Genomic DNA, 11,820 nt, shown 5'->3' on the forward strand with positions numbered 1-11,820 from the left:
CAAGAACCTGAAGGGCATTCATGTTCATTCCGCCTTCTGGAATAATGATGTCGGCATAACTCTTGGTAGGTTCAATAAATTCAAAATGACCGGGCCGAACAACATCCATGTACTGTTTAATCACAGACTCCTGGGTTCTTCCCCTTTCGTTCACATCCCTCTGAAGCCGGCGGATAAAACGGATATCATCGGGAGTATCCACAAATATCTTCAGATCCATAAGATCACGGATGGTCTGCTCATGAAAAACCATGATCCCTTCAAAAATGATGACCTTTTTGGGCAGGACCTCAACGGTTTCGTCCTGTCTTCTATGATGTATAAAATCATATTGGGGCATCTGAATGGATTCCCCATTTTTCAGGGCTGTCAGATGCTGCATCATTAGATCTTTATCAAAGGCATTAGGATGGTCAAAATTAAATTCTGTAATATTGCTGTTATTTATAAACTCCGCAGATTGATAATAATTATCCTGAGGAATAAAAACGAAATCCTGAATAGATTCGGAAATTTTACGAACAATCGTTGTTTTTCCCGAACCTGATCCACCGGAGATACCTATAAGTTTTGGTGCTTCCATTTTTATTCCTCCCCGATTCATTTAATCCTGGTCATCCTTTTTTGCTTCATCAATCTGCATTTCCAGATCTGACAGTTTAACCTGCATGGCCTGAATACTCTTCTCAATTCTTTTTTTCTGGGATTCCAGACGTCTGACCGTCATCATAGGTTCCGGTTTTTCTTTGCGGATCGTCTGTTTGACCATGTCCTGGCTCTGCCCTTCTTTGAAGGCATTCTCCAGTTCCTTCCGTTTCTGCGGCTCCTTCACTCCGGCAATGATTTTCATGTTCTCATAACCGATTTCCGGATTCACATCCATGGCATAGACTTTCATGATGGATTTCGCAGAATTCCGGTTCAGACCCAGGGCTCTATCCACGTAATCTTCAAAAATTGCATGATTCTGCTGACAAAGATCAAGGGCCTGAATCAGAAGTTTACCAAAGTCTTTCATGACTTTTCCATTCACCGAGAGGTATTTTTCTTTAATCTCGGATGTCAGATTTTTAAATCGGGAATCTTCTTCAAAAACATTGATATAAATTCCCAGTTCTTCAGCCTTTTTTAAAAGCCTGTGAAAAATGTCCCAGAACAACACTGTATGAGACCGCGTAGTTACCTCACCTTCATATTGTGTGAATTGCACATGATGAGCGAATTCATGAATGGCTGTGTAAACAAGAGAGTTCTCATCGCTGAAATTCTTATTATGGATGATGATTTCCTGTTTTTCGGGATGGTATAGCCCATCAACTTTTTTGCTCTCTTTTCCTGAAAAGATAAGAGTAAAGTCTCTGACTTCACTGTCAATCTGAAGCAGTTTTTCTTTTACCTGTTCCTGATTCATCGCTATTGACCTGCCTGTTTTATTTATTATTTTTTAGTCATTTCTGTCAAAAAGGATGTTATTTTCGTTCCTGAATGACCAAGAGATAAGTGAGTTCCACTCTAAAGCCTTGCCGAAGATTTGTCCATATCCCTGTGACTTTTCAGACACACTATGCTAGTATCCTGATTTGTATGAACCTTATATCCATTGACAGATTAAAAATCAGCAAGGGTGGCAAAACCCTATTATCCGGAAGTTCTTTTGGAGTTGACTCGGAAGACAGAATCGCTCTGATCGGTACCAACGGCTGTGGTAAATCATCTCTCATCCGTGTGTTAACCGGAGAGGAAGAACCAGACGAAGGTAGGGTTTCAAGAAATAATATACTCTATATCAGTCAGGTGGATCAGCAGCCCTCCTTTTCTTCAGAAGAAAGAGTCCTCGATTTTATTTTCAGAGATCCCACTCCCCAGATGCAGCTGATCAGGGAATACGAAGAGTGCAGCAGACTCCTCGAAATAGGCAGCAGTGATGAGAATCTGCTGAACCGATACCATACTCTCACTGAAGAAATGGAGAAATTGTCCTGCTGGGAACTGGAGAGCCGGATTAAATCCCTCCTGGTGGAACTGAATATTAATGATTTTCATGCCTCCATGAGTACACTCTCCGGGGGTATGGTTAAAAAAACGGCACTGGTAAGGGCCCTTTGCCAGGATTTTTCTCTTCTCATCCTGGATGAGCCCACCAACCACCTGGATATTCCGACGATTGAATGGCTCCAGGACTACCTTAAAAAGGTGGATAAAGCCTTTCTACTTGTCACTCATGATCGCTACTTTATGGAAAATATCTGCAACAGGATTCTGGAAATTGATGATCAGAATGTTTATCAGTACAAAGGAAATTACTCCCGCTATCTGGAACAGAAAGCTCTGCGTCAGAACATTGAAAACCGGAGTCAGGCCCGGATTGAATCCATCCTCAGACAGGAACTGAAGTGGATCAGCCGGGGACCCCGGGCACGGGCCGGGAAGGACAAGAAGCGGACAGCTAACTATTACAATTTAGTGGATCAGAAAAATGGTGAGGAAGCCGCATCGGCCGAGTTCAGTTCCTCTTTCAGACGCATGGGAAAAAAGATCCTTCAGTTAAAACAGATTGCCTTTTCCTACGGTGATCTGGAGGTGATCAAACCCTTCAGTTATCAATTTATGCGGGGTGAAAGAATCGGATTGATCGGTCCCAACGGTTCTGGAAAAACGACTTTGCTGAATCTTATAAGCGGCGTATTAAAGCCCGACTCTGGCAGCCTGGATATGGGAATCAATACCCATATCGGTTATTTTGATCAGACCGGAAGTGTCCTTCAAAGTGATATGAAGGTGATGGACTATCTCAATGAGTTTGCCGAGAAAGTCACTATGGCAGATGGAAGTACTCTCACAGCCACTCAGCTTCTGGACAGATTCCTTTTTCCTAAATCACTGTATTACACCGCCCTGGGTGATGTGTCGGGAGGAGAACGCCGTCGATTGTATCTTATTCGGATTCTCCTCAGTAATCCAAATTTTCTTCTTTTTGACGAACCGACTAATGATCTGGACCTCCAGACCCTCACACTGCTGGAAGACTATCTGATGGATTTTCCCGGCTGTCTGATGCTGGTATCCCATGACAGATATTTCCTGGACAGAGTCACTGACTTTCAGTTTGTTTTTGACAATCAGGGGAATATTCACGGTTTTACCGGTAATTACAGCGAGTATAAATCCCTGCTGGAGAAAGAGAGACAATCTGCCAAAACTGTCAGTGCTTCAAAAAAAGAAGCGCTACAGGTGGTCAACAGAAAGAGGAAGCTCAATTATAAGGAAAAGCAGGAGTTCGGATCCATGGAAGAAAAGATTCTTGCAATGGAATCGAAGATTGAGGAGAAAGAGTCCCTTTTTGCCGCTCCTGATTTCAATCCTGAAGATGCGAGACCATTGACCCGTGAGTATGAGTCTCTTAAATCAGATTTGGAGACCTTATACGCCCGCTGGGAAGAATTGTCCACCCTGGCAGAATAAAGTCTTAGAGAGCCCTCTCATGGGAGGACTATTCGGTTCTGTCTTCCCACCACCGGAGAATATAATCCCGAAGTTTTTGAATGAATGACCCCTCAGGAACATCTGAGGAGGTCAGGATATCGGCTGAACCCAGAAAAGTTTCCCCCAGATAATAATCCACACTTCCAATTATGGTATCACCAGCAAGGGGAGCCCTGAGATTCTCATTGAGATGGATTTGTGAATAGACACTGATTTTTTCATCAAAGCCTAACATTACAGCTGCGCTCTCTCTCACAAGGGGCTCTATATATTGATCCCTGCTGAACCAGACTCTCACATCTGGGATTTCCGGAGCCTTGAGGGTCTGGGGGATAAATTCTTTAAAACCGAAATTCAGAAGAACTTCTGTCTCCTCGGCCCTGCGCCTGATGCCCTGATAGTAGCTTTCAGTTCTAATTCCCATAATGACCGAGATGAGACGCTGCCCTTCCCGAAGGGCGGTGGCGGTAAAATTGAAGCCAGATTCATCAATATACCCGGTTTTCAAACCATCAACTCCCTCAAATCTTTCAAGCAATAGATTGGTATTCCGTTTTTTCCGGGGCACTTGAATTTGAAATTCTATTCCTTCAGGCATATTTCCCGGGAGGGGATACACCATAAAAAGGAGGGAGTGCAATTCTGTAAGGGCTTCGGGATATTTTTGGATATAGGATCTGCTGAGGATCGCAAAATCACGGGGACTGACGCTATTATACTCACTCCAGCCGTCAGGATCCACAAACCTGGTCTTTTTTAAACCCAGTTCTCTGGCTTTCCCGTTCATCTTGTCAATAAAGGCTTCTTTTCCCGGGCCCAGGATATGAGCCAGGGCGTAGGCGGCATCGTTACCCGAGGACACTGCCAATCCTCTCATTAGATCCAGGACCGTGACAGTCTGCCCTTCTTCCAGGAGCATAAGTGATGAAAAGGGAGGCCTGGAGAATGAGGAGCCGGCCTCATCGATAGTGATGAGATCCTCTTTCTTCAACTGTCCCTTTTCAATGGCTTCATAGGTCAAAAAAAGGGTCATAACCTTGGTCATTGATGCTGGAGGAATGACACTTTCTCCATTCCGTTCGAAGAGGATGCGCCCCGTATTATAGTCCATAAGGACAATCCCGGGAGCCGTCAACTCCTGTTCAAGCAATTCTACTGCCGATTGAGCGCACAACCCTGTTCCGGCTGAAACACTGAAACCGATTAGAATCAGAGTTTGAAATAATTTTCTAAAATTCATGAATATCCTGTCATATTTACTTTTTTAATTTACCCTGTAATGGGTTTCAAAAGCTTTAATCATAAAATTATGATCTTTCACTCCCCCGGTCTCGCGAATGCTATGCATGCTCCACAGGGGATTCCCCACGTCTACGGCAGGGATTCCCAGTCGGGCAGCAGACAAGGGTCCCAGAGTTTTCCCGGTGGGACTGTCCGAGCGATTAATGAATAGCTGGTAGGGGACATCCGCCTTTTCACAGATCAGCTTAAACAGTGAGGCCGTTTCACCGGTGGAAGCGTAATTCCAGCCCGCATTTTTTTTAATGGCTGGTCCCTTGTTCAATTCGGGTGTGAAATCTTCATCATAGAGATCTGAAAAATTCGGATGGATGGCATGAGCCGCATCGGCAGAAACGATAAATGAGGAGGCGCAAACCGCCATAAAGCCTTCCCGGCTCCCCCCCCGGCTCAGAATAATCCGCTCCAGAACCTGTTCCAGAAAGGATGAGTCCGCACCCTGTGGTGTCTTGCTTCCTGTTTCTTCATTGTCAAAAAGAGCCGCCACGGTAATTCCTGTCTGGTTCTGAACGGCCAGGAGTGCCTGAATGGATGCATGACACATGGCCAGATTATCGATCCTGCCGGAAGAGAAGAACTCATCTTCCCAGGATGTGAGAGCGGCTTCCTGTGTATCATAGAGAATCAGATCCGCATCCAGGATATCCCTGGAAGAGATCTTTAAATCAGAAGCAATGAGATCGTAAAATGATTCTATATTTTCTTTCGAGTTCTTAGATTTTCCTGTTGAATCTGAACTCTTTTGAATACTTTTTACAATACATTTCAAATGATTTTGAGCATTGTATTCAAAGCCTTTATTGACCGTTCGGTTCAGATGAATAGGCGGGTTGGGTATCAAGACTTTTCTTTCAGAATTTTTGTATAACACAGTCTCAATCCCGTCTTTTTTTCTGATCAGAATCCGTCCGGCCACAGCCAGATCCCGGTCCAGCCAGGTTGAAAAGATGGGACCACCCATCACTTCCACCCCCAGAGTCAGCATGCCGTTTTTTTCATTCAGCATGCCCTCTTTGAGTCGGAATGTGGGACTGTCCGTGTGAGCGGTGACAATCCTGAAACACCCGGGTGTCTCCAGATTCACTCCCGTATGAAAAGCAATGAGAGAACTCCCGTTACGGATCACATAGTATCCGCTGCAGGGTTTCAGATTCCAGGTGACCGATTCGTCCAGGATTGAATATCCAGCGGCTTTTAATTTTTTTTCTGTTTCAGAAACTGCATGGTAGGCCGTTGGGGCAGAGTTCAAATAATCCAGTAAGGAACGAATGCCTTGGTCCATCTCCTAGTTCCGTCTACCCAGAATTCTGAGCATAAAGAGAAACATATTGATAAAATCGAGGTACAGAGTGAGAGCCCCCAGGATAGAGAGTTTGACAAACTGACCTTCATCAACAGAGTGAGACATGGAGCGGCTCATATTCTTGATTCTCTGGGTATCATAGGCTGTCAAACCGGTGAACAGCAGTATTCCGGCATAGGAAATCAGATAGGACATTCCACTGCTTCTGAGAAACATATTGACCAGTGAAGCGATGATCAGCCCCACAAGACCCATCATCAGATAGTGACCCCAGCCGGAAAGGTCTTTTTTGGTTGTGACAGCCCAGAGGCTCATGGTTCCGAAAAGAGCGGCGGTAGAAACAAAGGCAGTCGTAATGGTTCCCAGATTGTACATCAGAAAGATGGTAGACATATTGATGCCGTTCAATCCGGCGTAGACGCCAAAGGTCGTAATCGCCGCCCCCACGGACATGGTATTTATTTTACTGGCCAGCCTGAAGACCAGGACAAGTTCAATAATGATGAGACCGAACATCAGCAGGGGATTGGACATGACGTTTCTGTAGAGTCCGGTGACAAGAAATCCCCGGGCCACAATGGCAGTCAGGAAGAGTCCGGCGGTCATCCAGAGATAAACGTTTTTTAATATTGTCCGGTCCTGAGTAGCCTGAAAGCTCCCGGCACTTGTAAAATTCTGGTTCATAAGCACTCCTGTTCATCTAAAATATTCATTTTAATATTACAATTGAATATAACTATAATATGCAAAAATGCAAAACAAATGAAGCATTGATGAATGAAATAGTTTTGTATTGACAGATTAATCAAAAAAGAGAATAATGGCTCAAGTGTTTCTATTCATAAGAACACAAGGAGATTAAAATGAAAAAATTAACAACCCTGTTCCTAAGCCTGTTCTGTCTTAGTGCTTTTGTATTTGCATCAGGACAGCAGGAGACTGCTGCCCCTGCAGAAAAAGGTGCAGAGACAGTAAAACCCATTAAAATCGGAATAACCAAGATTGTTTCTCACCCGGCCCTGGATGCCCTGGAACAGGGAGCCATGGAAGTGATCCTCGAAAGCTACCCTGACGCTCAGTTTGACCTTCAGAATGCCAATGGTGATATGAATACAGCCTCCTCGATTGCTCAGAAGTTCAAGTCTGACAAAGTAGATCTGGCGATTGGAATCGCCACACCCACCGCCCAGGCCCTGGCGAACACCCTTAAAACAACCCCGGTCCTTTACAGTGCTGTCACAGATCCGGTCGATGCGGGTCTGGTAGAAAGCTATGATCAGGGAGGAGCCTATATTACAGGTATTTCCGACATGACTCCTGTTAAAGATCAGATTGCCCTTCTGGCCTCTCTGACTGAAATTAAAACTCTGGGTCATATCTACAGCAGCAGCGAAGCTAATGCGGTTCGTCTGGCAGAAATGGCAAGAGAAGCCTGTGCGGAACTGGGAATTGAGTTTATTGAAACAACCGTAAGCAATTCTGCCGAAGTAAAACAGGCGACTCAGGCGATTATTGGAAAAGTGGACGGAATATATATCAGTACAGACAATACCGTCGTGTCTGCCCTCTCAGCTGTCTCGGATGTAGCCTCCAGAGCAGGGATTCCGATCATGTCGGCCGACCCCAGTTCAGCCGAAGAAAACCAGATTCTCATAGCCTGGGGATTTGATTACTACAAGATGGGAAAAGCCGCAGGACGAATGGCTGTTGAAGTTCTGGGAGGAAAGAAGACTTCTGATATTCCTACAGCCTATATGACCAGTGTTGATGATATCGATCTTCTGGTAAATCTTGATCTGGCAGCCCAATTGGGTATTACCATTCCTGCTGATCTTCAAAAGAAGGCAGCCACTCTGATTAAAAACGGAGAAATTATCAAGCAATAAGCTTGAACATTGAGGCTCATAGCATCAATATAGGGGTCTGCTTTTATGAGTTTGAACAGCTTATGAGGCAGCCCCTTATTTTTTGTTCCCACACTTTCTTAAAGAGGTAAAAATGATTGAAGGGATTTTAGTCGAAGGTCTCATATTTGGTATATTGGCTCTTGGTGTTTTCATCTCATTCCGAATCCTCGATTTTCCGGATTTGACGGTAGACGGCAGTTTCCCCCTGGGGGCCGTGACTGCCGGTAGCTGTCTTCAGGCGGGGATGCATCCCTTATTAGCTCTTTTACTGGCCTTTATAGCCGGTGGAGCCGCAGGAACAATTACCGCCATTATTCATAATAAACTAAAGGTACCCAACCTTCTGGCGGGGATTCTGACCATGACCATGCTCTACTCCATAAACATTCGGGTTCTGGGAAATAGAGCAAACCTGCCCCTCCTCAAGATCAGGACTGTCATCGATGATGTCATGGTCCTGACGGAGCCCCACCTCTCCTATACTGTGTCTCTGCTTTTGTTTTTCCTCATTGTCTTTTTCATCATCAAGATACTCCTGGATATTTTCTTTATGACAGATATGGGTTTATCCATGGGCGCCATGGGAAACAATGAGCAGATGGTCATAACCCTGGGAGTGAACCCGGAAGCCATGAAAATCATCGGCTTGAGCCTTTCCAACGGCCTGGTGGGGCTTTCCGGAGCGCTTTTTGCCCAGTATCAGGGTTTCGCCGATGTCAATTTAGGTCAGGGTATTGTCGTCTCCGGCCTGGCTATGGTCATGCTGGGAGAGTTTCTCATCCGGTCCAATAAAATCTACTTTCTGACCTTCCGGGTACTCCTGGGAGCCATTTTATTCAAGGCCATCATGTTTTACGGACGTTATTACGGCTATTACATTCATCTGACACCGAACGACCTCAAACTGATCACAGGGCTTCTCATTATCCTGTCCCTGACCATTTCTAAAATGAAAGACAGAGACTTGCTTAAGTCCTTCAGAGGTAAAAAATGATAGATATTAAAGATCTCAATATGATTTTCGGAGAGGGAACTCCCAATAGAAATCACGTTTTAAAAGATGTGAACCTGAAAGTAAATCAGGGAGATTTCATTACCATCGTCGGGTCAAACGGGGCTGGAAAATCGACTCTTTATAATGCCCTGTCGGGTCATGACCCCGTTGCCTCGGGCAACATTATTTTTAACAACCTGGATGTGACCTCCATGGCTGAATACAAGAGGGCCTCCTTCATCGGAAGGATCTTTCAGAATCCACTCCTTGGTACGGCCGGAAATATGTCCATTGAAGACAATATGATCATTGCGGGATACAAGGGAATTAAAAAAGTCCGCAGAACCTTGAATAAAAAGAAACGGGAAGAGTTCAAGACTCTGTTGACCCGTCTTGAAATGAACCTTGAAAGCAGATTGAAAGACAACGTAGCCCTCCTCTCGGGGGGACAACGACAGGCTCTCACCCTGCTGATGATGGTCATGTCCCGGCCGGAACTGATTCTACTGGATGAGCATACAGCGGCCCTGGACCCTAGAAATGCCGCCAAAGTGATGGAATTGACACTTCAGTTTATTCAGGAGTACAGGCTGACGGCTATGATGATCACCCATAACATGATGCATGCCATAGATTTCGGAAATCGCCTGATCATGATGGACAAAGGTGAAATCATCATGGATATTCAGGGAGAAGAGAAGAAAGGATTAACCGTCAATGCACTGGTAGAAAAATTTCATGCCATACGGAAGGAAGAGTTTCTCAATGATGAGGCTCTGCTGAGTTGATCTCATCAGAATAATTTTAAACAGAACTGCATAATTACATTACTATCAGGAGACTAAAGTATGAAAAAAGTTGTCATTGCCAATGATCATGGTGCCGTAGAAATGAAGAATGAGATCGTTGTCTTCCTCAAACAGAAGGGATATGAAGTCAATGATATGGGACTGGCCGAGGGTGAAGCGGCGGATTATCCGGATATGGCAGAACTGGCCTGCCGTGAATACCTGAAGGGAGACTATGAATTCGGAGTCGTTCTCTGCGGTACAGGTATTGGAATATCCATCTCTGCCAATAAGATCAAGGGCATCCGATGCGCCCTGGTACAAAACTGCTTTGCCGCGGATATGACAAAGAAACATAACAACGCCAATATGATTGCCTTCGGGGGAAGGATTGATTACCCCGAAAAAGTCACGGATATGCTGAATGCCTATATGACAGCCGAGTTTGAAGGCGGTAGACACGAAAAACGGGTCAACAAGATCATGGCTCTGGAAAATTAAAAAAATAAAGGGGCTGAAACTCAGCCCCTAACCCCTCCCCTCAAAGGTAGAGAAAAATCAGGAAATCGCGGTTTCCAGTGCCAGTTCCATCATCTGAGTAAAGGTCTTTTCACGTTCTTGCGAACTCGTGGCTTCATGGGTGATCAGAGAGTCACTGACGGTTAGAATGGTCAGGGCCTCTATTCCTTTCTTGGCGGCCAGAGTGTAGAGAGCCGCCGCTTCCATTTCGACAGCCAGAACATTGTGGTTAGACCAGATTTTCCACTCTTCAGGATCATCATTATAGAAAATGTCTGTGGACAGAATATTACCCGCATGAAAGTCCAGTTTCATTGCCTCCGCAGCCTTCACGGCCTTTGAGAACAAGGAGTAGCTGGCGGTGGGAGCAAAGGTCATTCCCCGGAATGTGATGTCATTGAGGTTGCTGTTGGTAGACGCACTCATTCCAAGGATTATATCCCGGATTTTCACTTCTTCACGAAGGGAACCGCAGGATCCTATCCTCATAATTCGTTTGACTCCGTACTCATTGATCAATTCATTCACATAGATGCCGATGGAGGGGATGCCCATACCACTGCCCTGAATAGACACTTTTTTCCCCTTGTAACGACCGGTATATCCATACATTCCACGGACTTCGGTATAGCAAACAGCATCTTTCAGAAATGTCTCTGCTATATATTTGGCTCTCAGCGGATCACCAGGCATCAGGACAGTGTCTGCGATTTCTCCTTTTTTGGCACCAATATGTATACTCATTTATGACTCCTCTTATTTCATACATTTAATTTCAAGCAATAGATAAACTATAAAAGATTTCTACTGATATTAAAAGAAAGATCCGAATAAATATAGAAGCCAGGAACATGTCGTACAAGTCAAATGGAGAGTGATTGACAGGCCAGTTCATTTGGATTATTGTTCTTTCCATAAGGTCGATTAGCTCATTTGGATAGAGCGCTTCCCTCCGGAGGAAGAGGCGGTGAGTTCGAATCTCGCATCGATCAACTCCAATATTGACAGGGTAGCTCTTAAGAGCTACCCTTTTTTTATGAACTACCTTGCCCATGCCTTTCTATCTCCCCGGGATGATGAGATTCTCCTGGGAAATATATCCTGCGACATGATAAGGCCCCGAGATCAGGAGTTCTTGAGTCCCCCGATAAGACAAGGATTTGACCTTCATCAGAGAATAGACAAGGCTGCAGACGGACACGAGGGGTTTAAGTTCATCAGGGCAACTCTCAATACGAAGGGTCTTCCCTATGCGGGTGTTCTGGTAGACGTCATCTGTGATCATTATCTTGCCAGGTTCTGGGAAGACTATTCATCCGAAAGGCTGAGTGATTTTTCACAGCGGATATACAGGGTTCTCCTGGAAAAAGCATCCCCCCTCCCGGGACACTTTCCCCGCCTGGCCGCCCATCTGCGGAAGGAAGACTGGTTTGGTCAGTTCAGGAGCCTGGAAGGCCTGGAAACGGCCCTCTCCCGATTGAATTACAGAAGCAGCAGAGAGATCCCTGTCACGATGATAATGGACGT

Annotated in this window: 12 protein-coding genes and 1 tRNA gene; 7 read left to right on the plus strand and 6 right to left on the minus strand. The window is 45.1% G+C overall.

The features are described from left to right. Together udk and PF479_RS14605 are read right to left on the minus strand one after the other, a co-directional pair. The coding region (gene udk, locus PF479_RS14600; protein ID WP_298007898.1) for a uridine kinase at positions 1–583 on the minus strand (583 nt) is incomplete at its 3' end. A 21-nt stretch (positions 584–604) separates the two neighbouring features. Beyond that, a complete protein-coding gene (locus PF479_RS14605) occupies positions 605–1,411 on the minus strand; it encodes a hypothetical protein (protein WP_298007900.1) in 807 nt (268 codons plus the stop codon). 173 nt (positions 1,412–1,584) lie between these two features. Between PF479_RS14605 and PF479_RS14610 the strand changes: the two genes are divergently transcribed. Further along, positions 1,585–3,462, plus strand: coding sequence for an ABC-F family ATP-binding cassette domain-containing protein (locus tag PF479_RS14610; RefSeq protein ID WP_298007902.1), 1,878 nt, complete (start codon positions 1,585–1,587; stop codon positions 3,460–3,462). 28 nt (positions 3,463–3,490) lie between these two features. Here the strand turns inward: PF479_RS14610 and PF479_RS14615 are convergent, their stop codons facing one another. Genes PF479_RS14615 through PF479_RS14625 form a run of 3 tightly spaced genes read right to left on the minus strand, consistent with a single transcriptional unit; the run spans position 3,491 to position 6,769 of the window. Then, the gene (locus PF479_RS14615; RefSeq protein WP_298007904.1) at positions 3,491–4,723 is read right to left on the minus strand and encodes a D-alanyl-D-alanine carboxypeptidase family protein; all 1,233 of its coding nucleotides are present in this window, start codon (positions 4,721–4,723) and stop codon (positions 3,491–3,493) included. 24 nt (positions 4,724–4,747) lie between these two features. After that, positions 4,748–6,064, minus strand: a complete 1,317-nt coding sequence (locus PF479_RS14620) for a M18 family aminopeptidase (protein WP_298007906.1) — start codon at positions 6,062–6,064, stop codon at positions 4,748–4,750. Between the two features lie 3 nt (positions 6,065–6,067). Continuing rightward, the gene (locus PF479_RS14625; protein ID WP_298007908.1) at positions 6,068–6,769 is read right to left on the minus strand and encodes a Bax inhibitor-1/YccA family protein; all 702 of its coding nucleotides are present in this window, start codon (positions 6,767–6,769) and stop codon (positions 6,068–6,070) included. Positions 6,770–6,948: 179 nt separating this feature from the next. On the opposite strand from PF479_RS14625, the gene PF479_RS14630 reads away from it, so the two are divergent. The 4 genes from PF479_RS14630 (at position 6,949) to rpiB (ending at position 10,275) form a co-directional block, all read left to right on the plus strand. Then, complete coding sequence (locus tag PF479_RS14630; RefSeq protein WP_298007910.1) at positions 6,949–7,971, plus strand: ABC transporter substrate-binding protein; 1,023 nt, start codon at positions 6,949–6,951, stop codon at positions 7,969–7,971. Positions 7,972–8,083: 112 nt separating this feature from the next. Beyond that, positions 8,084–8,986 carry an ABC transporter permease gene (locus PF479_RS14635; RefSeq protein WP_298007912.1) on the plus strand — a complete coding sequence of 301 codons (903 nt, stop codon included), beginning with the start codon at positions 8,084–8,086 and terminating at the stop codon, positions 8,984–8,986. Next, entirely contained in the window at positions 8,983–9,774 is a 792-nt protein-coding gene (locus tag PF479_RS14640) for an ABC transporter ATP-binding protein (RefSeq protein ID WP_298007914.1), read from the plus strand. Before PF479_RS14635 ends, PF479_RS14640 begins: the two co-directional genes overlap by 4 nt. Positions 9,775–9,834: 60 nt before the next feature. Next, entirely contained in the window at positions 9,835–10,275 is a 441-nt protein-coding gene (gene rpiB / locus PF479_RS14645; RefSeq protein ID WP_298007916.1) for a ribose 5-phosphate isomerase B, read from the plus strand. 57 nt (positions 10,276–10,332) lie between these two features. Here rpiB and deoD read toward each other — a convergent pair whose 3' ends face one another. Further along, complete coding sequence (gene deoD, locus PF479_RS14650; protein WP_298007918.1) at positions 10,333–11,037, minus strand: purine-nucleoside phosphorylase; 705 nt, start codon at positions 11,035–11,037, stop codon at positions 10,333–10,335. A gap of 174 nt (positions 11,038–11,211) precedes the next feature. On the opposite strand from deoD, the gene PF479_RS14655 reads away from it, so the two are divergent. Next, a tRNA-Arg gene (locus tag PF479_RS14655) sits at positions 11,212–11,285 on the plus strand. Then, the coding region (locus PF479_RS14660) for an ACP phosphodiesterase (protein WP_298007920.1) at positions 11,261–11,820 on the plus strand (560 nt) is incomplete at its 3' end. The genes PF479_RS14655 and PF479_RS14660, both read left to right, overlap by 25 nt.

It is taken from the genome of Oceanispirochaeta sp. (assembly GCF_027859075.1).
Lineage (GTDB): Bacteria > Spirochaetota > Spirochaetia > DSM-2461 > DSM-2461 > Oceanispirochaeta.

Coding starts and splice junctions, on each gene's coding strand:
- PF479_RS14605 (WP_298007900.1), bottom strand. CDS start 1,411: ATGAATCAGGAACAGGTAAAAGAAAAACTGCTTCAGATTGACAGTGAA.
- PF479_RS14610 (WP_298007902.1), top strand. CDS start 1,585: ATGAACCTTATATCCATTGACAGATTAAAAATCAGCAAGGGTGGCAAA.
- PF479_RS14615 (WP_298007904.1), bottom strand. CDS start 4,723: ATGAATTTTAGAAAATTATTTCAAACTCTGATTCTAATCGGTTTCAGT.
- PF479_RS14620 (WP_298007906.1), bottom strand. CDS start 6,064: ATGGACCAAGGCATTCGTTCCTTACTGGATTATTTGAACTCTGCCCCA.
- PF479_RS14625 (WP_298007908.1), bottom strand. CDS start 6,769: ATGAACCAGAATTTTACAAGTGCCGGGAGCTTTCAGGCTACTCAGGAC.
- PF479_RS14630 (WP_298007910.1), top strand. CDS start 6,949: ATGAAAAAATTAACAACCCTGTTCCTAAGCCTGTTCTGTCTTAGTGCT.
- PF479_RS14635 (WP_298007912.1), top strand. CDS start 8,084: ATGATTGAAGGGATTTTAGTCGAAGGTCTCATATTTGGTATATTGGCT.
- PF479_RS14640 (WP_298007914.1), top strand. CDS start 8,983: ATGATAGATATTAAAGATCTCAATATGATTTTCGGAGAGGGAACTCCC.
- rpiB (WP_298007916.1), top strand. CDS start 9,835: ATGAAAAAAGTTGTCATTGCCAATGATCATGGTGCCGTAGAAATGAAG.
- deoD (WP_298007918.1), bottom strand. CDS start 11,037: ATGAGTATACATATTGGTGCCAAAAAAGGAGAAATCGCAGACACTGTC.